Genomic DNA, 21731 nt, shown 5'->3' on the forward strand with positions numbered 1-21731 from the left:
ATATCTAATGAGAATTAAGAACTATGTTATCCATAATTTCAATGTCTCTGCTTCTAGCGTCATTTTTTGATGAATAATAATGATTTGCTCTAGCCGATTAACCCGCTCCTGAAGATTAGCGTTTAACAGGTCAGATTGTAGCTGAGCATTTAGAGAAAAGTATTGTGGCACTTCCCAGACACTACGTAAAGCAGTGCTTAAACAATAACCATATCTTGCAAGGGATTCGTCCCCTTGCCATCCGCTAGCCTTTAATCCTTTGATATACGAATGGAATAAAGACTCTTTAAATTCCTCGTAACGATGGATAGGAATTACACCAAGACTCATATTTACGCCAAACATTTTACCAAGATCTTCACCTAAACCTGATAAGCTCATAAATTGCCAGTCTATCAAGACTAACTCTCCGTTTTGAGTTAACAGCATATTCATTTGACTGAGGTCCTGATGGGCTAATACTCGCGGCAAGCGATGGAGAGCATTCAAGTTACTGTCTATCCGCTTCGTGAAGTCTTGGAACCAAGCCCAAAGGCTTCGGTCATTGTCTCTATGTAATTGATGAATATATTCTTCAGGGTTAGGTGCATACATTTTACTTGCGGTAGTCCATGATCTAAGCCAGCTTCTACATATCCATTGGTTATTAGGAGTGTTCTTTCCTGAAAGATAAGCTCCATTAAATCGGCCTAACCGTTCAGCGATAATATCAAACTGCTCCTTCGTATGTGCAAATTCCCCTTCAATTCGTTCCATCCATAACCATACGGTACCATCTACTTGCTCCTCAACAAGATAACACTTAGGAGCTTGGATTGAGCCCGGAAGCTCATCCAGAATCTTAGATTCAAAGACTAGGGCTTCTCGTCGCCAGTAATTGTGATGTGCTGGATCCTCTTTTTCTACACTATCAGACTTAATGATTTTTAATATGATTGACCATGGAAGCTGCTCGTTATTAATTAGTGCGATACCCTGAAGATGAAAGATACCCGCTGTTGTAAAGTTAGGTGTTTTATAATCTAAATCCTCACATGTGAAATCGACTATTTCTATTTCTTGTTCTCCAAAAATTCTTTGAACACTGATGTTAAGCTGATCCATTTTATTCTCTAACACATAGACCCTCCCCACTATCCATAAAAAAGCCTATAAAGCGTAACTGATTCGTTAACACCTCATAGGCTTGTTCAATAAAGATTTGCTTATTAGAATACTTTTGTTGTCCAATCTTCGCAATTCCAGATATCGGTGACAATGTCTTGATAAAAATCTGGTTCGTGAGAGATCATGAGAATGCTTCCCTTATATGCTTTCAGCGCACGTTTCAGTTCATCTTTGGCATCGATATCCAAGTGGTTCGTCGGCTCATCTAATACGAGAATGTTCGTCTCGCTGTTAATGAGTTTACATAGACGCACTTTAGCTTTTTCTCCACCACTTAGAACAGCAATCTTACTTTCGATATGTTTCGTGGTCAGTCCACATTTGGCAAGGGCAGCACGTACTTCGAATTGTGACAGGGATGGGAATGTATCCCAGATCTCCTCGATACAAGTCTTGTAATTGCCTTCTTTCATTTCTTGCTCAAAGTATCCAATCTCTTGATGGTATCCACGTTCTACCGAACCGGACAATGCTTGGATTTCACCTAAGATGCTGCGAAGCAAGGTGGTTTTACCGATCCCGTTCGCACCGACCAACGCGATCTTTTGTCCACGCTCCATTAACAAATTAAGCGGTCTGGACAACGGTGTGTCATATCCGATAACCAATTCTTTTGCTTCGAAAATCATCTTGCCCGCAGTTTTACCTTCTTTAAAGTTAAACTGTGGTTTTGGCTTCTCTTTTGCAATCTCGATAATTTCCATCTTGTCGAGCTTCTTCTGTCTGGACATTGCCATGTTACGGGTAGCTACGCTTGCTTTGTTACGTGCAACGAAGTCTTTCAGCTCTGCGATTTCTTGTTTTTGACGGTTATAAGCAGATTCAAGCTGTTGTTTTCTCATTTCGTAGACCTGCTGGAATTGCTCATAGTCACCCACATAACGAGTCAGCTTTTGATTTTCCATATGGTAGATCAGGTTGATAACGCTGTTCAAGAAAGGCATATCATGTGAGATCAGAATAAATGCATTATCATACTCTTGAAGATAACGTCTCAGCCATTCAATATGCTGCTCATCCAGATAGTTCGTAGGCTCATCTAGGAGCAAAATATCTGGTTTTTCAAGCAACAGCTTCGCAAGCAAGATTTTGGTACGCTGACCACCACTAAGATCAGCTACATCACGATCCAATCCAATATCTGTGATGCCTAGACCGCGCGCGGTTTCTTGTATCTTCGCATCGATCATGTAGAAATCTTGATTTGTAAGCGTATCTTGGATCGTACCAACTTCTTCAAGCAGCTTTTCCAACTCTTCAGGCGACACGTCACCCATTCTGCCGTACATATCATTCATCTCTTGCTCAAGATCAAAGAGGTATTGAAAAGCGCCTCTGAGTACATCTTGAATGGTCATGCCTTTGGTCAACACTGCATGCTGATCGAGGTAGCCAACACGCACCCGTTTGGACCATTCGACTTTACCTTCATCCGGTTGCAGCTTTCCTGTAACAATATTCATAAAAGTGGATTTACCTTCGCCGTTAGCGCCGAATAATCCGATATGCTCGCCTTTTAGAAGACGGAATGAAACATCCTTGAAGATCGCACGATCTCCAAAACCATGACTTAATCCTTCTACATTTAATATGCTCATTTATGGACACCTTTTTCTTATTTTTCTCGCTATATTATAAGCAGGATTACACAAAAACTCAATGGAGAAGCAAAAAAATATCATATTATGGACCGTAACGCGAAATATCTCAGGTTCTCAAAACCTACGGTAGATGAGGATTTTACGCTGGCGATTACTCATCTTCTTTTATATGATAATATTTAGAGATAGACTGTAGCAATGAATTGAGGTTCTAAGGAGAGACAATGATGAACAAACTTGTATTTTTTCTGGGGCCAGCTGGGGCAGGAAAAACGACATTAGCTAAAGCGATCGCTTCCCGGCGTAAAGTGCCCTTCTTTGATATGGATATTCTATTACGTCCAGCGGCTGACGCCATTATGACCTTTCACGGATTGGACCCGGCAGACAGAGACTCTGCCGATTACAAAAGATTATGCCGTGATTTGGGCTACCGGATTACGATGGATGCAGCGCTAGACAATATAGGCCTGAATGTAGATGCATTTGTGGTTGGGCCATTTACTAAAGAAGCTGCCAACCCTGACTGGATCAGCAGTGAGTTATCTCGAATCGGACGTTCGCTGCAAGATGTTGAGGTTAAAGTTGTCTTGGTCGAACTAGCCAATGAGGAATTGTATCGGGCACGAATTCACGATCGACAATCACCATTAGATGAATGGAAGTTCCAGCATTGGGATGAATTTCGCAAATCATTTGGAAACCGCAGTGTGAAGTGGCCGCTTCCAAGTTCTAATGTGAAGGTGATCGACAATTCTAATCCTGACATAACGAAGACTGTGGCTGTGGTGGAGCATTTTATCTACGACTAGGAATTAATTAGCTCTTCAAAGATCATTCGTTTACGAAAAATAAAGACCGGCAAAGAGAGAACTCTCTTGCCGGTCTATTAAAATATAATATCAAAAAGTTTGGAGATTCAATTAATTCTTACTTACTTTCCAAGGCTTTCGCAAGAAGTGAGGCGTAACACTTGGAGCCCTCTGGTTTAAGATGCACACCATCTTGGTAGAAATAATCGTCTTTTCCTTCACTTGCAGAGTACCAGTCTACTACGGTCGTATTACTATATTCACTGGAAACTTTTGAAATATTGTGATTCACATTATTCTCCCATTTTCTTGGGACCCGTGTATTGACCAAAAAAATCTGCTCAGCATCACTTAATGAATCCAGTAAATTACGTAATTGCTTTGAACTAAAGGATCCGTTAGTCCCAAGCTCGATAATAACCTTTTTGCCCAGCCGGCCTTGAGCTTTCAGCTGATCCACTACCTCCTGAGCTTTAGCCATCTGCCGACCGATCTTTCCCTCGATGACAATGCCAGGTAATTCCTCTGAAAGGTATGGTGCTGCATCCAAAATGACAGAATCTCCAATGGCCGTAACATCCGTTCCAGCTTGACTCTTCTCAGCCACAGGTTTCTTTTCTTCAGGAACAGATTTTTTCACTTCTGATTCAGGCTTTGCTACTTCTGTATTTGTAGTTCCCACCTTAGTATCAGCTTTTTTCACTTCAGGTTCAGTTGTAGCTGTTGCCAAGGCTGGTATTGATGGTTTATCAGTTACATTTTCGTCTATCGCTTTATGATCTGCGGGATCATTCTTTCTTCCCATATCTTGTCGTTCTTGCTGCTGCAGTCGTTGTTCTTGCTGTTGAAGTTGTTGTTGTTCATACTGCAAATCTGCCGATTCGATCGCAGACGTATCCGATCCAGCGTTTAACAAATAACCTTTGCATGCGATTGGGATAAGAATCACAGCAATAATAGCCATTAAGAAGCCTGGACGAAGACCACCCCGTCGTTTTACACTGATGTTCTTCCAAGTTGCCTTAAATGAACCTCGACGAATGGGTTCCTCCACATACTTATATGACAATGCAGCTAGAAGAAAACTTACTGCTACCTGAATGATGATCCGAAGCATGCTGCTTTCTTCAGTACTCACATTCGGACTGCTAAGGATAATGACTGGAAAATGCCATATGTACAAGCTATATGATCGCAGCCCGATCCAACGCAAAGGTTTACAGCCTACGAACGATCCCAGACGGCTAGCAGGATGAGCGAGTACGGCAATAACTACAGCTGCAATCAAAGAAATCACTAAAAACCCACCACGGTAAAGCAAATCATCGAACTCATTAACCTGATTAAAAAGTACCAATAATAGAATGAGTCCTAATCCCCCTACAATATCAAGCACACGCCGAGCCGGTTCTGAGACGTTATCATTAAGTTTCTGACTTGGCCAAGCAACTGCAAGTGCTGCTCCAATGAGAAGCGCAAATAAGCGGGTATCTGTTCCATAATACACTCTACTTGGATCAGTCCCCGGTACGTAGATCAATGCCATTGCTAAAGCAGAGACTGCTGCGCAAGCCATAATCCATGCAATAAGCTTACCTCGCCGACGAGCGATTTTCATCACGATGATGAGAACTATTGGCCATAGAATATAAAACTGCCCTTCAATAGAAAGCGACCATAAATGTCCAATTGGAGATGTTGGGCCAAAGCTTTCAAAATAGGAAACATTATGAAATATTAGCCACCAGTTATTGAAATAAAATAAGGAAGACATAAAGTCACCCTTGAGCCCAAACAATCTTGATGGTTCTATAATTAAAAGCCATATGGCAACCACAAAAAGCATAACGGCCATCGCAGGCAACAGCCTCCGCGCCCTACGAACCCAAAAGTCTACAAGGTTCAGCCTTCGGTGCCGCTCCCACTGGCTAATGATTTGGTCAGTAATGAGATATCCGGAGATTACAAAAAATATTCCAACGCCGAGAAGTCCACCCTCAGCCCAATTCAGATTCAAATGATATGCGATTACAGCGAGTACTGATAAAGCCCTTAGACCATCAATTCCTGGCACATAACGCCTGCCGCCTACAGATTGTATAGAAGACTGGCTCCTCATATTATTTCTGAAAAGCTTCGTGTTGTCTTTCATAATGTTTCAGTCCTTACCGTCGATTTATCGTTCATAAGTAAGACGCTGTAAACATATGAAAAGTTCTGTAATCAAATGAAAATGTTATAAAATAAAAAAAATATGAATGGTTGATCGTAACATTTGTCCGTTGTGCTCCCAACATTAACTCAGATGTGTAATAATAATTTTTTCAACTTCTGTGCCCCGTAATTCTACGTAAAACGGCTGCGCATCATCATTTAGACAATACTCCAGCCGCAATCTGAGGTTTTTCCATGTGAGCATATCCATCGCTTGTTCTATTGAAAAAAAACCCACTTCCAAGCTTTCGGAACTAGTAGCAGGCTCACCACCGATAGCTTTACCCAGAAATAATGTAGTGCAAATAGATCGATCTACATTTTGAAAGACGCCGCAGAACTTATTAATCTCTATATCAATACCCGATTCTTCTTTGGTTTCCCTGATCGCCGCCTCTTTAAGTGACTCCCCTTCTTCGACCTGTCCGCCTGGCATCTCCCATCCTCTGCGTGGACCTTTTATTAATAAAATCTCTCTTTGATCATTGAATACAACGGTAGCTGCGGAAAGAATATGTTTTGGGGTTGTCATATCGGTTACCTCCCTCATTAAAGCTCTAAACAAGCTTTGTCATTTAAGGCATCCTGAATATTACGGGCAAGCCACTCTCTATCCTGCTCACGCTGTGTCTCCGAAAACTCTTGAAATAACAAAAGCACTAATTCCAGTCGACGTTTCTCGATAAAGAGTGGGAGCTCTTTTAGCCACTTATTGTCGAGTGAGTACTTTCGATTATATCCCTTCATAAAAGACGTCAGCATGGCTGCCGCAAGACTAGAAGTTCTACTCTGCTCTACCTCCGGTTTTCGCCAATCCCCAAAGATGGTCGAATAATAAACGGCAATGGCAATATCATGCACCATATAGTCGTATCCGCAATCATCAAAATCAAACACGGTGATCTGCCCCTCATGCACGAAGAAATTACCCGGATGCAAATCACGGTGACATAGTCCATAGCCTTCTCGATTCCGCGGCAACTGGTTAATCCGATCATTTATTTGAAGCAACTTTTCAAAAAGCTGCTGTTCAACAGTACCAAAGTTAGCAAAGTCAAAATCTAGCTTGCCCTGATGTGGTCTTGCCAGAACAGTCTCCGGATTGTATTGCAGAGTTAAAGCATGCATTCTTCCTGTTACCTCACCCCATTGCTCAAAAAGCTCCGTTCCCCAATTGGGATCGGAAGCATTAACATGACCACCTGGTGCTTTCTCCATTACACAGATCATAAATCTTTCCTCATCTTTGACTAACGTTTGTACCAAGCTGCCATCCTGAAAGGGAATGGGACGAGCCAGTTGCACGCCATGTTTTGCAAGATGGTCCATAAAGTCAAGTTCAGAGATAACCATCTCCAGCTCCTGATGAGACTGATGAGATACACGTAAAATAAATTCATGATCATCTTTTGGAAAGCTATAGACAACATTTTCAAAACCACCAATATACTTTATCGCTGTCCAATCGACTTGAATCTGTTGTGCAGCTTGCTTAAGCATCTCTTCATCGAATTTCACCTGCCAGTTAGGCATTTCAATCACGCTCCTACCTTCTAAGAAAACATCAATTAAAATGGTATATTTTGTATATCGGTATTTTATAAAGATATCTTAACACTTCTCTACCAATAAAAGAAGCAATCAAAAAGGTAGGAGCAGCCTAGAACTTTAACAAAGTCCATGACTGCCCCTACCTTAATCATCTTTCATTACTTTTGAGCTTATATTTCTATTGGTTACTTTATTGCTGAAAGCTCATCTTCCGTTACCCATTTATGATTTTTCACTTTATCTCCACCCGTAGTAGGTGTGTAATCAATCATATATACCGTGGTTTGTTCCGCTGCGTTAATCTGAGCCGTTGCACCTTTCATATCTTTCATATGGTCAGCTTCCATCACGACTTCCGAGCCGGATTCATAGGGTTTATCGGCTGCTTTTTTGATTTCTTCATGAATAATCCACTTATGATTTGTAACTGGAAATCCGCCAGTTGCGGGCCTATAAGAAACGATATACGCAGTGGTATCAAAAGCTCCAACTATCGTTGCTGTTGCCTCTTTCATACCTTCCATATGGTCCGCTTGGATAATCGCTTTACTTCCTATTTTAAAAGTAGGATTCTCTGCCACTTTCAAATTTTCAGGTACGTCGCTTGAACTGGAATGTGAGGTATCTTCCATTATCTTATTGCCATAGCTATTATCATTACCACATGCGCTTAGAGTGAGTGCAGCTGCGATTATGAATAGATATAATTGCTTTTTCATATATAAAACCTCCGAAGTTGATGTGCCTCTGATTATTCATTTACCCATTTCATAGGATCACAAACCTAATGAAGTTTTTTCGAAAATGTAAAATGGATTATTAGATTACCAATAAATGAGTGTTGTCTCAGTTATTGAAGGTTATTTATAATGTTTTCTGAAAGGAGGCTACTACAATGAAGACTAAAATATTCACTTTGTTGCTTCTTTTGGGTCTGGTAAGTATGGCTACTATGATTGGTTCTGCTAGTGCTGCTCCGGTATTAACCGTAGGGAGTTCTTCTGGAGATGTGTGGGATCTTCAGTATCGATTAAAAACTCTGAATTTCTATACCCAGCCTTTAGATGGTGTATATGGAGCACAAACGAAAGCTGCCGTTGCTAAATTTCAAAAGGCCTACGGATTAAGTGTCGATGGAGTTACTGGTACAAAAACTTGGAATGCTCTAAAAAAATACACGCTTAATATTGAGGAAATGGATATTTTGGCGAAAGTAATCTACAGTGAATCGCGCGGTGAGCCTTATAAAGGACAAGTCGCAGTTGGTGCTGTAGTTATGAATCGCATACAATCTAGTCAATTTCCAAACAATATAAAAAACGTTGTATTTCAAAAAGGCGCATTTACAGCCGTATCTGACGGCCAGTATTGGCTTACTCCAAACCGGACTGCCTATTTAGCTGCTCTTGATGCTGTCCGAGGTTGGGACCCAACAAACAATTCGATCTATTATTTCAATCCAGATACAGCTACTAGTGCATGGATCTGGACTCGTCCTCAGAACTTAAAAATTGGTAAGCATATATTTGCGAGTTAACGCTTCAAATAAATGTAATAGCCGGTCAACCCTACGGTTGACCGGCTATTTTTTAGTATAAACAATTTTCTTAATACTATCTTTAGAAAGACAGTATTCACCTGAGAGCTGTTCGACGGTTGCACCAGCAGCAAACCTCAGGCAGATCTCAATATTTCTTGATTCCAAATATTTTCTACTCCCTGACTTCTCACCCCATTTTACATGTAATTCTTCAGGCTTTGGAACGTAGACCATACCACCGTTTATATATTTCTGTATTTCTTGTAGTAACTCTTTAGGGAAGACTGTATCTGCATTTACATATTTCATAATTAATCTACTCCTTAAACTTTTCAAATTAAGATGAAATAACAAACAACCTGTCTAACCATAATGGTCGGACAGGCTGTTTTTATAGAAAGCTTGCTATTAAAGTTAAGATGGCTCGGAACGGGATCGAACCGCCGACACTAGGATTTTCAGTCCTATGCTCTACCAACTGAGCTACCGAGCCTTGCAGGGATACAAATATTTCTTCTAAATGGAAACAAAAAGACCCCTCGTCCGAAAAGGGACGAGGAGCCGCGGTACCACCCTAAATTAGAACTATTCTGTACAACAAACAGAAATGTTCTCACTTAAATATTTTACGGTTAACACCGGTACACCTCTACTTGCCAACAATGGTTTCAAGGGACTGCTCCGGAGTGAACTTCGATCAACCCTTTTCTCTAGAAACGCTCTCAATCTCCGGCGTTTCCTCCCTGTAAAGAGGTATTGAACTACTTTTCTCCATCAAAGCATTTGTTTTGATATATAATTTTTCTAATTGTAAGCCCTAATCCACTATAAGTCAATAGAAGAAATAATTCCCTCATTTCGTTTTGATTAGCTTTATCCATTACAAAAATTAAAAATCATCTTTAATTCATCATCAAAAGACTTCTTACATTCTTCTTGAAAGCTATTACCAGTATATTCTTTTAGTGTCTTTTTCCAAAAATGCTGGGCTCTCCTATTTGTAGCTGTGGGATTGGTTTGTAGCTCCCATTTTCCAATATGAAGATTAAATACCTCCTTAGCCGCACGTTCAGCGATTCCCGTACCTCGAAAGGGCCGGAGGATAAAGAATTCGTTTAAATAAAATTCACAACCTGGTGGTGTATGAGGTGGTGTGGCTACTAATGCAAAGCCAGCAGGAATTCCATCCTCTTTTATTAAATAAGGATATAAAATCCCCGGCTTCTCCCACCATATGTCGAACACTTTATTCTGTTCATTCAGCGTCTGTGTTTCATTATCCTCGTATACCCCATATTGATTAGGAAGGTTCCCCCATATCTCTGATAGATCGTGTAAGTATAGTGGGTAGAGATTGTTAATCTTAAACTTCGTTGTGCTGTCAGTTAATGTTACGGTGATATTCATTTCGTTCTCCCCCTTCTATCGAATGCTTGAATATATTTTTGGAGATCACTCAAATAACGTTCTGTATAGTTGTCTTTTGTATAATCCTGAAGAACTTTTCGCCAGAAAGCTATGGCAGGTTTATTATTTTCCATTTGAGCTAGTTTCCATTTAGCTTCTTTAAATAGATCAAGTGTTTTTATTGCGGCAGCAGTACCTATTCCATTTCTTCTATATTTCTGTAAAATCATAAAGTCATAGATCACATGAGTTGGATCTGGGTCTGTATCTAAGTTTTCAAAAAGAACAACCACAAATCCAGCTATGTTTCCTGAAACCTCAATCAAATATGGATTCCATCGATGATCCCCTTCCCAAAAATAATCAATATTCACCTCGAATTCCCCATGCTGGTTTACGTCTTGATCTGTAAATAAACTGAAATCATAATTGTAAAATTGATATAGATTAGACAATACCTCTTTATCTTCAAACGTTACTGGAACAAGATTAATTTCCATCATACCTCCACGTTTTTTCTCTAATTTCACTTCTATACTCAGTATAATTACGACCACACACTTGTAATATGCCATGTTCAATTAGAATTAAATTTTATATAACGTCATTATTCTTCTAAAATAAAAAGAGTTCACCTGAGTTTTACACTCAAATGAACTCCAATATAATTACCTGATGATTAAGTTAGATCTACAATAACCTTGATCGTTTCTTTTGCTGCAATGGCTTTATCGAAGGCGGCTTGAATATCCTCTAATTTATAAGTCTGTGTCACCATTGTAGAGATATTCGTTTTCTTGTCGTTTATATGTTCAATTACCTTTACAATATCTTCATGTGTGTATCCACTAGCTCCAACTATGTTAACTTCTTTACTCATCACTTGAGCAAGGCTTATAGGTACTTCATTTTTATAAACGGCAATGATTGCTATTCTTGCTTGTGGCTTTACAATCTGCATCACTTGTTCAAATAATATTGGAGCGCCCGCTGCGTCCACAAAAGCATCTACATTGGGTACCCTCACACCGTATACGTTCACTTCGCCGAAGTGTTTGATTAAACCCTCTGCTAATGTTTCAGTCGACGTATTAACTGTTAATGCGCCTAATTCTTTTGCTTTATCCAAACGCCAGTTGTCAATATCCACTACGCAAACATCTTTAATGCCTTCACCAATTAATCCTGCAGCTGCAGATAGACCAATTGGACCAGCACCAAGAACTACGATTTTTTCACCTAGTTTGGGCAGTACGCTAAAAGCGCCATGGAAGCCTACGCTCATGGGTTCCATTAATACGGCCTCTGTTGCCGAAACGGAATCATCAAATTCATAAAGGTTATAATTAAGTGCTGCATCTTCAATTAAGACATATTGTGAAAAGGCTCCTACCTCCAACGAATAACGACGACCTGCACGTTTTGCAGTAATTGGATTCACACCTACACGCATGCCAACTGCCAAATCGGTTTCCGCATCAGAACCTAATTCGACGATTTCACCAAACATTTCATGTCCAAACTCTGAGCCGAAACGGATACCCATTTCTGAGCCTGCTTTTACTATATTGATATCTGTACCACAAATTCCACCAGCTAAAATCCGAACCAACGCATCTTTTGCTCCTACTTGAGGCATCGGACGCTCTTCTATCCCCACACAATTTTGACCGTGATAAATGCCGACTTTCATCATTCATTAACACTCCTTATTACTATCTATTACTTTCATGGTAGTAGTTATTAAGGAGCTAAGCAATCTACAATAATACTGAAAGCGTTAATAAAGCAACAGTTGATAAATATGTGTTAATTAAAATTTAAATAGTGAAACAATTCACTATATCTTTTTATTATTTGCAGGTATAAATGGATTTAACTGTATGATTCGTTCTGATAAATATTTAGGTGTATAAGGCATATCATTGCCTAGCCACATGGAAATTGTACCAATGATAGCCGATGTTCCATACCAAGCTGCAATATCAGATGGAGTATCGACGGTTAAGAAATCCTCTGTTTTTTGAATCGATTGTTGTTCTGTTGTTGTTAATATCAATTCATATAACAGATCCATCAATTTCGGTGTGAAATAAGGAATATTTTTGGTTACAAGCAACACCTTATACATATGAGAATTCTCTGCAATATGCTCAAGCAATAAAATCAGCGAGGTAAGTTCATCCCCTGGTTTATAGGATTCTTCAAATTTATCAATGAGTATTTTCTTTAAATCTGCTAATAAATCATCCAAGATACTATCAATCAAATCATTAATATCTTTGTAATGTAAATAAAATGTGGCTCGATTGATTTCAGCCTTTAGCGTAATAGCGTTGATCGAGATCTTATTCAGTTCTTTCTCTGCTAATAAATCTATAAAAGCATTCCGGATTGCTTTTCTTGTCTTTCTTATCCGTAAATCTAAGTATGTTTTGTCTGCCATGTATCTTCCACCTCGTAGTTAATGAACATACTGTAATTATAATACAAAAAGCCACGTCAGAGCTTCCTCTAACGTGGCTTTTTGGGATTATAGCTATTTTTTTGTGTAAACAATCTTCTTAATACTGTCCCTTGATAGGCAGTATTCATCCGAAAGCTGGTCAACCGTTGCTCCAACGGCAAACCTTAAACAAATCTCAATATTTCTAGATCTTAAGTATTTTCTGCTCCCTGACTTCTCGCCCCATTTTACATGTGCTTCTTCAGGCTTAGGGATATACACCAAACCACCGTTAATATATTTCTGAATTTCCTCTAATAATTCTTTTGGAAAAATCGTATCTGCATTTACATATTTCATAGTCGCTCTGCTCCTTAAACTTTTTTTGAGTTTGAAGGTAGCAAAGTCTATTCTAAAAACAACCCTGCACAGTGCACTGGCGGTAAATCAATTTTTATTCGCTCTATACAAACAACCGCCGTTGTTTATAGTCTAGACTTTGCATAGAGCTTATCGCTAATTTTCTCACTATTGTCCGCCCTCCTTTGTTTAATGTGTAATTACTTGTTCCAAAATGCGTTCCGCTGTCTTCTCTCCATTTGCAATACAATCAGGAATACCCACACCATAATAAGAACATCCAGCAAGGATTACATTCGGATAATGATCTGCAATCTTCTTCTCTAAGGATACTACAATCTCGTGATGGCGTTTGTGGTAATTTGGCATAACATCATGCCATTTGGTCACATCGTGGGTAACTGGATGTCCAGTAATTCCAAGACTGGTCTGTATATCATTCAACGCCACCTTTAATAATTCCTCTTCTGAAAGCTTAATCAAGGACTCATAATGCGGTCCTGAGCTTTTATAAAAGAGTCTGACAAGCAGACGTTGTTGACCAGACGTGTGCTCCCACTTGCGACTTGTCCACGTACAAGCATTACAAAGAACATCGTCACTGTTGGCTGTTATAAACCCTGTACCGTTCGCTGGCAGTTGACTGTCAGGGATATCAAATCCTATATACACACTAATCATAGAGCTGTTAAACAACTGTTTGAAATCTTCATTCAGCGCTTCGTCTTGAAGTAATGCTTGTGCAGTAGAATGCATCGTTCCTAGTACGGCAAAATCGCTCTCCAAGATTCGTCCATCTGCCAGTGTTACCCGGTACCGTTCTCCATCCTTTGCAATGCGCTCTGCCCGAATCCCTTTGATGATCTCAACATCGGACAGCTGTTCTTCCATGGCATCAATCAGAGCAGATACGCCACCCTTAAAAGACATAAACTTCTTATCGCCGTTCCCCTGGAATTTAGCCTTATTCGCGGACAATCCCTGAATAATACTTCCATATTCATTTTTATAATCAATCAAATAAGGAAGGGTCGAGGCAATGGTAAGTTCGCTCAATTTCCCGGAATATACACCTGATAGGACAGGTGATATTTGCTTCTCGACAAGTTCTTTTCCAAAGAAAGCTTCCAGAAAGTCACCTACAGAATCGTTTTTCGTAAAACGATCATTCGGAGTATAGAAATCTTTAAGTGCTTCAACTTTACCTTCAGCAGAGATCAAATCTGTAGTAGCAAGCGATTCAATACTGAGAGGGATGCCAAAGACTGCATCTTTAGGAATTTGCTTCAGCTTACCTTCTGTGTAGATGTATGATATTCCTGTCGCGTTATATACAACCTCATCCTGAATGCCTAATTCTTCAATCAATGGTGCTACATTTGTCTTGCGAGTGACAATTGAATCAGCACCAGACTCCATGATGAAGTCATCATGCTGAAGTGTTCTGATTTTGCCGCCCAGTCTATCGCTGGCTTCAACCAAAATGATTTTTACATCCAACTTATTATGCTGTATAGATTTCTGTAGATAGTAAGCGGTAGACAATCCAGTAATTCCCCCGCCAATCACGACGACCGTTCTCAAGCGTTGACACCTGCCTCTAAAGTTATAATCTGTTAAATTCAATTGAATACATTATATCATAGGGATTTATATGTAATAACATACCGTTCGTGTCATATATGACACAAAACACCCCCAAAAAATATAAACCTTCAGAAAAGTCAAAAAAGCCGCGATTATCGCGGCTAATCCTTATATATTCTCCTGTTTTAAAGCATCAATAATATTTTCCTTCTTCACTTTTGAACTGGAGTACAGCATAGCTGAGCTAACGATGATAAATACAGCGACTATGACATACAAGATACTCATCCACGGAAGTGCGAATCCATAGGAGAAACTACTCATCATGGATCTAAAGATCAAGTACATCACGACTATGCTAATCGGAAGCCCGTAAAGTAGTGATTTTATCCCATAGAAGATACTTTCATAATTAATCATTTTATTAAAACCGTTTGGCGTCATCCCTACAGACTTCAACATCGCAAACTCTCTTTTACGAAGTGATATGCTAGTTGATATCGTATTGAAAATATTCGCAATCGATATTAATGTAATCAAAGCAATAAAACCATAGGTAAAAATAGACATTAACATGATCATCTGCTCACTATTTTGTCTATTTTGAAACACATTTTGAACATAGACATTCCGCTCTTTCATCTCTTCAATGGCTTGTTGTGTCGCTAATGGATCAGAGCTGTTCAGGTTTAGTCGGCTTTGTATATCGTTACTCATCGTATCATTTGTTAATTGATCGAAGACTTGGTCAGAGACAATGATGTTTAATCCACCAACTTGTGCTGAATGAACACCCATAGGGCGTTTATCAGTTAATGCGACGATTTCTACTGGTGGTAATTTCGTCTCTTTCTCTGTGTTCCAATCCGTATAAATTAAATCAAGTTTCTGGCCGATTTCCGAATGAAGAGCTTTGGTCTCAATAATCTTTTTGGCGCTCTCATCCTCAAAGGTGACGGTATCATTCACAATAGCTGACATCTGATTGAGATCCGTTAATTGTTCATAACTTACACCGACCGATTCTGCATAGGTTCTCAAACTCTGTTCATTTAGGGCATGGATCTGAATGTAGTAAGGATATTTCCCATTCTTTAAAATACTGCTATCCTTCTCCACGATCTCTTGCAATTCTTTTGCCATATCTTTTTCATCAATCCATGAACTCAAGCTTAGTTCCCTGACCACATTATATTCCTTTATATTAGGTAAGGCAGATATCGATTTCGTCAGCCGATCTACTTTTTGAGCGTCCTCAGTCCCCATATAAACTTGGATATCATAGTTCAAACCATCCTGTGAGAGTTCTACCGACTTTCTCATATTAGTAGTAAACGAAGATACGGATAAAAACAGAACAATACTAATGACAAGTGAGAACACGGTTGCTTGGTACCTGCGTTTATTTCTCTTTAAATTCTTCAAACCAATTTCTGCTTCAATTCCAAACAAATTGCGAACGAACTTGGAAGTTTTCACCGCTTTACCAGAGAGCTTAACATCGGTTGTTTGTCTGATTGCATCAATCGCCGAAATCTTGGAAGCTTTTCTGGCTGGAAGATAGGTGGATATACAAATCGTCAGTATCGAAACTACACAAGCGGTGAATAGGGACAGAGGTGTAACAACCAATGTTAATTTTTCAGTTATCCCTAGTACATCTTGAATCATCGAATTGATAAACATAAAAGTGATCCCGATTCCTGTAATTCCGCAAAGGATCCCAATAGGTATACTAATTAAACCGATGATCATCCCTTCAAAAAACACTGAATTCTGCTTCTGCCTCTTTGTAGCACCTACGCTGGAGAGCATTCCTAAATGGCGTGCACGTTCCGAGACAGAAATTGCGAAAGCATTATAGATTAAAGAAACGGAACCAATGATAATCACAGTCATAACGATGACTGACAATGAAAGAAGTGTATTACGTAAGCCATCGTTATTCGTCACACCATAATAGCGGAGCAAACTATTATTATAAGAGATCGACTCGATATTGTATTCTTGTGCCAATTCCTCTGCATGCTTGTATATGGAGCTATCCACCTTATTTAATACAACCGTCGCTGTGGTTTTTTCAGCTGCTCCAATCAAGCTTTCATCCACATAACTTAGAGCAGTATAACCCGGGGACCATGTTGGTTCCCAAGTAGGGCGCTTTATCACTCCCACAATCGTGTAGTTCATTGGTTTTTTATGAATGATCTCTTCATTCAGGGTATCCTCTTCAGTCCGTAATCGTTCGTTCTGAGATAAGGGCTGCCCACTATTTTTATCATCCCTAGTGACTCGCTCTCCGACATCGAGAGTTAAAGTTTCACCAATCTTGTATGTTACTTTAGCGTTTTTTGCAATTTCCTCAGAAATGACTACTTCATAGTTAGTCTTCGGGAGTCTTCCTTCCAGAAGTTCAATCGGAAATTGTTTAAAACCAGCTAAATTATATTCCTTAATATACCAATAGGGCTTGTTCTCATTCTGTCCCCCCTCTAAAGGGGCATAGCCACGATCATTTGAGATGACAAGTGTTTTCGTTGCATCATCCGCTTCTATCGCTTTAAGCTGAGCTTTAGTAACATTTCTATATTGGACATGCCATTCTCCATTTGTTGAGATACTCTGCTGCCTCATTAATTCCATAAATGAAAAACCAAGCGTTGCCACAGCCGTCACCATAGCCACAGAAATGATGACTCCAATGATAGTAACCAATGTTCTTCGTTTATTTTGCTTCAAATGTCTAAGCGTTAATTTATTTACGATATTCACGGACGAATCACCTCATCTTTGGCGATCCTTCCATCTTCAATGGTAATCACTCTATCCGCTTGTAATGCAATCCGTTCATCATGAGTAATGACAATCAGTGTTTGATTATAGGTTTTATTAAACATTTTTAATAAATCTATAATTTCACCACTGTTCTTACTATCCAGATTACCGGTTGGCTCATCTGCCAGCATGATTGCAGGATTACTAATTAACGCTCTACCAATAGAGACCCGCTGTTGTTGCCCGCCTGAGAGCTGATTTGGGAGATGGTTTAAGCGATTCTCCAAATTTAACGCCTTTACAGTATCCGCAAATTGTTTCTTATCTACCTTGTGCTGATCAAGGAGTAAAGGAAGTGTGATGTTCTCTTCGACTGTTAAGACCGGTATAAGATTATAGAATTGATAAATCAGCCCAATTTGTCTGCGTCTAAAGATCGCCAGTTGTGTTTCATTCAATTCATAAATATCCGTGTTATCTACGAATACTTTGCCCCTTGTCGGTCTATCCACTCCGCCTAATAAGTGCAGAATGGTCGATTTCCCGGAGCCAGATGGCCCGATAATCGCTACGAATTCCCCTTTTTTAATCGAAAAAGATACATCATCCAGTGCATTTACCGCTGTTTCGCCTTTTCCATATGTTTTAGACAGATGTTCAATCTTTAAAATGTCCATTGTTAGACCTCCATTTGTTGATGAGATCAGTATATCTGTCTACAATGACTATCAAGTGACTCTAAAGTGACATTCTAGTCACTAAGCTACAAGTGCTAAATGACTTGCTTATAAAATTTAATCTGAAATTGTGTACCCTTTCCCACTTCACTCTTCACATCGATCGTTCCGTTTTGTCCTGTGATAATGCTTTGTGCCAAGGCAAGTCCAATCCCTACACTATCTTCGCTTGCATTCTTACCTTTATAGAATCGTTTGAAGATATAGGGGAGCTCTGCCTTTGGGATTCCTTTGCCGTTATCTGTAATGATAATTTCCGTAAACAGTGCATTTTCTGCAAAAGAAATCGAAATTTCTCCCCCAGTAGGTGTGTGTTCTACACAATTTTTCAGAATATTAATGATCGCCTCAGTTGTCCAATTGAGATCGCCCATAAATGTGGTGCTATCAACTCCATCAATCAAGACCCGTTGTTCTTTAATATCCATTGGAATTAACATGGGCTCCAAAGATTTTTGAACTAGCTTGTTCACCAGAACAAGATCTTTTTTAAAATGAATGGTTCCAGCATCGATCTTGGAGAATTTTAATAAAGAGGAGACTAGCCAGCCAATTCGTTCGAGTTGAACAGTAATCTTCCGTGTGAATTCCGTTCTCTTCTCCACATGCAGCTCAGGATCACTTAATAAATCTGCCATCACAGTCATGGAAGTAAGCGGGGTTTTGAGCTGATGAGAGATATCCGAAATCGCATTGGTAAGCTTCATTTTATCTTCTTGTAATTGCGCACTCTGCTCGGATAACATCAGCGTCACTTTATAAATGTCATTCTTCAGGATACTAAGCTCACCTTCCTGATTATCACGAACATCGAGCGAATAATTCCCACTACTGATTTGACGTAGATACCCTGAGAGCTTTTCAATTTCACCATATCTCCAGCGGGTAAACAATACACTGCAAGCTATAAGCAAAGCTGAAGTCCCAGCTATGAGCCCTACCGCCTCTAACGATATAAAAGTCGCCACCGCTGTTGCCACAAGACTGATCACGCACATCGTAAACAATAACCATCTAAATTCTCTATTACGAAGCATCCTAATCACCAACCTTGTAACCCAACCCTCGAACTGTTTTGATCAGTGTGGGTTCTTGGGGGTTATCTTCTAACTTTTCCCTAAGTCTTTTTATGTAAACCGATAATGTATTGTCGTTCACGAATTCACCTGCCACATCCCAAATCCGTTCTAACAATTGATTTCTTGAGAGAACCTGACCAACATGGTTAGCAAAGATCAGTAATAATCGATATTCTAATGCGGTCAATAGCACTTCATTGCCGTTCTTATAAACCTTTCCTTCAAGTGTGTTAATCCGTATATTCTCTAATTCGATATTGGATTGGGTCTGAGCCTGCTTGTTATATCTCCTTAAGACGGATTTAATCCGCGATAGCAGCTCCCGAATCCGAAAAGGCTTAGTTATGTAATCATCTGCCCCCATATCGAGTCCCATCACCACGTTGACCTCATCATCAATCGCCGTTAAAAAAATTACCGGTATATCACTTTGCGCTTTCACGATCTTGCACAATTCATAACCGCTGCCATCCGGCAGTGAGAGATCAAAGATGCATAAGGTGAGCTCTGATAACTGCTCAGATAACACCGCTTTGGCTGAGGTGGCGTCATAACATAGAAGGGTTTCAAAATGATCCTGCTGTAATGAATATTCAAGTCCTGATGCTATCGTTCTATCGTCCTCGACAAGAAAAATTTTCATGAATGATCATCCTAACCTTTTAATATATTCAATCGTTCCATTCGTTCCGATGATCATTCTCTCATAATTACAGAGTTATACCAAATTACAATTCATATTAAAGTATTTACAACTCCACGGTAAATATAATAAAAACGTCTACTCCATGGAATAGACGTCTCTAAAAGGATTATATTGCAAAAGCACCACACTTATATTGATGTATCTGTTGAAACCCTAGCCGTAGTGCCGATTTTTTCGAAGCTTCATTATCTAGTGAACAATCCCAGTAAGGAATAAAGCCATCGGCGAGCACATCTTCAACAACTAGCGTTGCTAAATGTGTCCCCACTCCTTGTTTCTGATATTTAGGAAGGGTTTCAATTCCGATTGCGTGTGTATCCTGTGTAACAAAACTAGAATAACACACCCCCATAATTTCAGATCCCTCAACTGCAGCATATCCGTAGCCTTTTTCGGCAAAGTCTGCTTTCGATGACCAGAATAAATCAATATTTTCATGTACAAATTCTATATTCTTTAGATCTGAGTTCTCCCAATCCAGCATTTTAAGATTTATAGTTCTAGTCCCATTAGTCTGCGTCGTAGGCGGCTTGTGAAGTAACTTGAACACCATCTGTTCAAACGGATATAGCTTCCTAGAAGGAAACATCAATTCCAGATTCCATTCATCATGTTGACCAGAAACTTCGAAATGTTCCATCCCGAGTTCCTTCATTCTAGGTACAATATGATCTGTTACATAACTGTCCAGTGCATGGATAAAGGCTTGATTAGTGTGATCACCGATAAGATAAAACCCTTCAATCCCCTGACTCCATACTAACGCACTCTTTGGTGCTGTAAGGTGATCGACAAAGATCCAACCAGGATTATTGCCTTCAATCACAGAGAGAGTTTCGGGATGGATATGCTCGCCTTGAAGTAGTGGCTTCACTTTATAATAATCCTCATGAGGTATTTCATGCATACAAACACTCCCCTTATTTTCCTTACAGATGCTGTATACATAAGTATAAAGTAATCGTCCTTCATCGGCTGGTAAAGTTCATTCATAACTGAAAATTACTGTCCACGTATAACTGTTTTTCTAGCCTTAATTATTAAAAATGAAGGTTTCCTTCTTTCATTTATTAATTTGGGCATCTTCTCAAGACCCTCAAGGCTGGATTCAGGTTCAACAATTCCTTCAATAGTCAGTCCATTTTGGATCAAAGTATTAAGTAATGTTGAAAGTTTTCTATGATATTTTATGACACCATCGATTCCCCAAAACTGTGATCTGAGACCTTCTTCTCCATAATTATCAATGGGCCAATGTAGGATATTTTGATCGGAATCTTTAACCCACCCACTTTGAATCTTATTTGATAAAACAACAGGATGCTCTGTTGAGAATACCAAGTAACCATTGGGTTTAATCCATTCTGAAATCCTACTAATGAGTGTTTTATAATCCTCGACATAATGAAAAGCTAACGAACTTACAACCAAATCAAATTCATTTCGATTAAATTCGATTTCTTCCATTGAGCCCTGTATATAACGGATCTCAGGTCGTTTCCTTGCCATAGCTAACATCTTCTCTGATATATCTACACCTGTTACCTGTGAAGCATTGTTATCAATCATATAGTTTGCCATTTCACCAAAACCACAACCCAGATCGAGAACATTTAAATCCTGTAGGTCTGGAAGTAACCCTCTTATTGCAGGTTGTTCAATAAAGTCATTGTATGTAATTCTTGACTCCCTTAAGTTCTTATACATTTGGAAAAACTCAGGGTTGTCATAAATGTTCTGTTGCATCAT

The 21731-nt window shown here is 39.4% G+C and carries 21 protein-coding genes, 1 tRNA gene and 1 other annotated feature; of the genes, 2 read left to right on the forward strand and 20 right to left on the reverse strand.

Features of this window, described 5'->3' with window-relative positions:
- Positions 1-21: 21 nt before the first annotated feature.
- Positions 22-1119: a phosphotransferase gene (locus ACFWMP_RS00550; RefSeq protein WP_379421661.1), complete on the reverse strand. Its 1098-nt coding sequence runs from the start codon at positions 1117-1119 to the stop codon at positions 22-24.
- Positions 1120-1208: 89 nt separating this feature from the next.
- A complete protein-coding gene (locus ACFWMP_RS00555; RefSeq protein WP_042188035.1) occupies positions 1209-2765 on the reverse strand; it encodes an ABC-F family ATP-binding cassette domain-containing protein in 1557 nt (518 codons plus the stop codon).
- 230 nt (positions 2766-2995) lie between these two features.
- Here ACFWMP_RS00555 and ACFWMP_RS00560 point away from each other — a divergent pair, with 230 nt between their 5' ends.
- Positions 2996-3580: a P-loop nucleotide/nucleoside kinase family protein gene (locus tag ACFWMP_RS00560; RefSeq protein WP_379423455.1), complete on the forward strand. Its 585-nt coding sequence runs from the start codon at positions 2996-2998 to the stop codon at positions 3578-3580.
- A 118-nt stretch (positions 3581-3698) separates the two neighbouring features.
- On the opposite strand, the gene ACFWMP_RS00565 is transcribed toward ACFWMP_RS00560, so the two are convergent.
- From ACFWMP_RS00565 to ACFWMP_RS00580, 4 genes are all read right to left on the reverse strand, one after another.
- Positions 3699-5699: an acyltransferase family protein gene (locus ACFWMP_RS00565; RefSeq protein WP_379421662.1), complete on the reverse strand. Its 2001-nt coding sequence runs from the start codon at positions 5697-5699 to the stop codon at positions 3699-3701.
- Between the two features lie 177 nt (positions 5700-5876).
- The gene (locus tag ACFWMP_RS00570; protein WP_379421663.1) at positions 5877-6326 is read right to left on the reverse strand and encodes an NUDIX hydrolase; all 450 of its coding nucleotides are present in this window, start codon (positions 6324-6326) and stop codon (positions 5877-5879) included.
- A gap of 17 nt (positions 6327-6343) precedes the next feature.
- Positions 6344-7327, reverse strand: a complete 984-nt coding sequence (locus tag ACFWMP_RS00575) for a phosphotransferase enzyme family protein (protein ID WP_379421664.1) — start codon at positions 7325-7327, stop codon at positions 6344-6346.
- Between the two features lie 203 nt (positions 7328-7530).
- Positions 7531-8064, reverse strand: coding sequence for a YdhK family protein (locus tag ACFWMP_RS00580; RefSeq protein ID WP_076285773.1), 534 nt, complete (start codon positions 8062-8064; stop codon positions 7531-7533).
- 176 nt (positions 8065-8240) lie between these two features.
- On the opposite strand from ACFWMP_RS00580, the gene sleB reads away from it, so the two are divergent.
- Complete coding sequence (gene sleB / locus ACFWMP_RS00585; protein ID WP_076285774.1) at positions 8241-8882, forward strand: spore cortex-lytic enzyme; 642 nt, start codon at positions 8241-8243, stop codon at positions 8880-8882.
- 45 nt (positions 8883-8927) lie between these two features.
- Here the strand turns inward: sleB and ACFWMP_RS00590 are convergent, their stop codons facing one another.
- The 14 genes from ACFWMP_RS00590 to ACFWMP_RS00655 form a co-directional block, all read right to left on the reverse strand.
- Positions 8928-9194 (reverse strand): CD3324 family protein, encoded by a 267-nt coding sequence (locus tag ACFWMP_RS00590; RefSeq protein WP_076285775.1) that lies wholly within the window; start codon positions 9192-9194, stop codon positions 8928-8930.
- 111 nt (positions 9195-9305) lie between these two features.
- Positions 9306-9378: transfer RNA gene (locus ACFWMP_RS00595), tRNA-Phe, on the reverse strand.
- A 53-nt stretch (positions 9379-9431) separates the two neighbouring features.
- Positions 9432-9672: a binding site (T-box leader), on the reverse strand.
- 86 nt (positions 9673-9758) lie between these two features.
- Positions 9759-10292 carry a GNAT family N-acetyltransferase gene (locus ACFWMP_RS00600; protein WP_379421665.1) on the reverse strand — a complete coding sequence of 178 codons (534 nt, stop codon included), beginning with the start codon at positions 10290-10292 and terminating at the stop codon, positions 9759-9761.
- The gene (locus tag ACFWMP_RS00605) at positions 10289-10822 is read right to left on the reverse strand and encodes a GNAT family N-acetyltransferase (RefSeq protein WP_379421666.1); all 534 of its coding nucleotides are present in this window, start codon (positions 10820-10822) and stop codon (positions 10289-10291) included. The genes ACFWMP_RS00600 and ACFWMP_RS00605 overlap by 4 nt, the downstream gene beginning before the upstream one ends.
- 149 nt (positions 10823-10971) lie before the next feature.
- A complete protein-coding gene (locus ACFWMP_RS00610) occupies positions 10972-11988 on the reverse strand; it encodes a zinc-dependent alcohol dehydrogenase (RefSeq protein ID WP_256721727.1) in 1017 nt (338 codons plus the stop codon).
- A gap of 144 nt (positions 11989-12132) precedes the next feature.
- The gene (locus ACFWMP_RS00615; RefSeq protein ID WP_379421667.1) at positions 12133-12738 is read right to left on the reverse strand and encodes a TetR/AcrR family transcriptional regulator; all 606 of its coding nucleotides are present in this window, start codon (positions 12736-12738) and stop codon (positions 12133-12135) included.
- Positions 12739-12831: 93 nt separating this feature from the next.
- Complete coding sequence (locus ACFWMP_RS00620; RefSeq protein ID WP_042127555.1) at positions 12832-13098, reverse strand: CD3324 family protein; 267 nt, start codon at positions 13096-13098, stop codon at positions 12832-12834.
- Between the two features lie 189 nt (positions 13099-13287).
- Positions 13288-14682 (reverse strand): protoporphyrinogen oxidase, encoded by a 1395-nt coding sequence (locus tag ACFWMP_RS00625; protein WP_042188016.1) that lies wholly within the window; start codon positions 14680-14682, stop codon positions 13288-13290.
- 171 nt (positions 14683-14853) lie between these two features.
- Positions 14854-17457: an ABC transporter permease gene (locus tag ACFWMP_RS00630; protein ID WP_379421668.1), complete on the reverse strand. Its 2604-nt coding sequence runs from the start codon at positions 17455-17457 to the stop codon at positions 14854-14856.
- Positions 17454-18137, reverse strand: coding sequence for an ABC transporter ATP-binding protein (locus ACFWMP_RS00635; RefSeq protein ID WP_379421669.1), 684 nt, complete (start codon positions 18135-18137; stop codon positions 17454-17456). The genes ACFWMP_RS00630 and ACFWMP_RS00635 overlap by 4 nt, the downstream gene beginning before the upstream one ends.
- Before the next feature lie 95 nt (positions 18138-18232).
- Positions 18233-19234 carry a sensor histidine kinase gene (locus tag ACFWMP_RS00640; RefSeq protein WP_379421670.1) on the reverse strand — a complete coding sequence of 334 codons (1002 nt, stop codon included), beginning with the start codon at positions 19232-19234 and terminating at the stop codon, positions 18233-18235.
- A gap of 1 nt (position 19235) precedes the next feature.
- Positions 19236-19919 (reverse strand): response regulator transcription factor, encoded by a 684-nt coding sequence (locus ACFWMP_RS00645; RefSeq protein ID WP_341145209.1) that lies wholly within the window; start codon positions 19917-19919, stop codon positions 19236-19238.
- Between the two features lie 169 nt (positions 19920-20088).
- Positions 20089-20889, reverse strand: a complete 801-nt coding sequence (locus ACFWMP_RS00650; RefSeq protein ID WP_379421671.1) for a GNAT family N-acetyltransferase — start codon at positions 20887-20889, stop codon at positions 20089-20091.
- 95 nt (positions 20890-20984) lie between these two features.
- Complete coding sequence (locus tag ACFWMP_RS00655) at positions 20985-21728, reverse strand: class I SAM-dependent methyltransferase (RefSeq protein ID WP_379423457.1); 744 nt, start codon at positions 21726-21728, stop codon at positions 20985-20987.
- Positions 21729-21731 lie beyond the last annotated feature (3 nt).

The organism is Paenibacillus sp. NPDC058367, assembly GCF_042723305.1.
Classification (GTDB): Bacteria; Bacillota; Bacilli; order Paenibacillales; family Paenibacillaceae; genus Paenibacillus_AQ.

Excerpts from the sequence above, each read along its gene's own strand:
- ACFWMP_RS00555 (WP_042188035.1), bottom strand. The coding sequence starts at position 2,765 with ATGAGCATATTAAATGTAGAAGGATTAAGTCATGGTTTTGGAGATCGT.
- ACFWMP_RS00560 (WP_379423455.1), top strand. The coding sequence starts at position 2,996 with ATGAACAAACTTGTATTTTTTCTGGGGCCAGCTGGGGCAGGAAAAACG.
- ACFWMP_RS00565 (WP_379421662.1), bottom strand. The coding sequence starts at position 5,699 with ATGAGGAGCCAGTCTTCTATACAATCTGTAGGCGGCAGGCGTTATGTG.
- ACFWMP_RS00570 (WP_379421663.1), bottom strand. The coding sequence starts at position 6,326 with ATGACAACCCCAAAACATATTCTTTCCGCAGCTACCGTTGTATTCAAT.
- ACFWMP_RS00575 (WP_379421664.1), bottom strand. The coding sequence starts at position 7,327 with ATGCCTAACTGGCAGGTGAAATTCGATGAAGAGATGCTTAAGCAAGCT.
- ACFWMP_RS00580 (WP_076285773.1), bottom strand. The coding sequence starts at position 8,064 with ATGAAAAAGCAATTATATCTATTCATAATCGCAGCTGCACTCACTCTA.
- sleB (WP_076285774.1), top strand. The coding sequence starts at position 8,241 with ATGAAGACTAAAATATTCACTTTGTTGCTTCTTTTGGGTCTGGTAAGT.
- ACFWMP_RS00590 (WP_076285775.1), bottom strand. The coding sequence starts at position 9,194 with ATGAAATATGTAAATGCAGATACAGTCTTCCCTAAAGAGTTACTACAA.
- ACFWMP_RS00600 (WP_379421665.1), bottom strand. The coding sequence starts at position 10,292 with ATGAATATCACCGTAACATTAACTGACAGCACAACGAAGTTTAAGATT.
- ACFWMP_RS00610 (WP_256721727.1), bottom strand. The coding sequence starts at position 11,988 with ATGATGAAAGTCGGCATTTATCACGGTCAAAATTGTGTGGGGATAGAA.
- ACFWMP_RS00615 (WP_379421667.1), bottom strand. The coding sequence starts at position 12,738 with ATGGCAGACAAAACATACTTAGATTTACGGATAAGAAAGACAAGAAAA.
- ACFWMP_RS00620 (WP_042127555.1), bottom strand. The coding sequence starts at position 13,098 with ATGAAATATGTAAATGCAGATACGATTTTTCCAAAAGAATTATTAGAG.
- ACFWMP_RS00635 (WP_379421669.1), bottom strand. The coding sequence starts at position 18,137 with ATGGACATTTTAAAGATTGAACATCTGTCTAAAACATATGGAAAAGGC.
- ACFWMP_RS00640 (WP_379421670.1), bottom strand. The coding sequence starts at position 19,234 with ATGCTTCGTAATAGAGAATTTAGATGGTTATTGTTTACGATGTGCGTG.
- ACFWMP_RS00645 (WP_341145209.1), bottom strand. The coding sequence starts at position 19,919 with ATGAAAATTTTTCTTGTCGAGGACGATAGAACGATAGCATCAGGACTT.
- ACFWMP_RS00650 (WP_379421671.1), bottom strand. The coding sequence starts at position 20,889 with ATGCATGAAATACCTCATGAGGATTATTATAAAGTGAAGCCACTACTT.
- ACFWMP_RS00655 (WP_379423457.1), bottom strand. The coding sequence starts at position 21,728 with ATGCAACAGAACATTTATGACAACCCTGAGTTTTTCCAAATGTATAAG.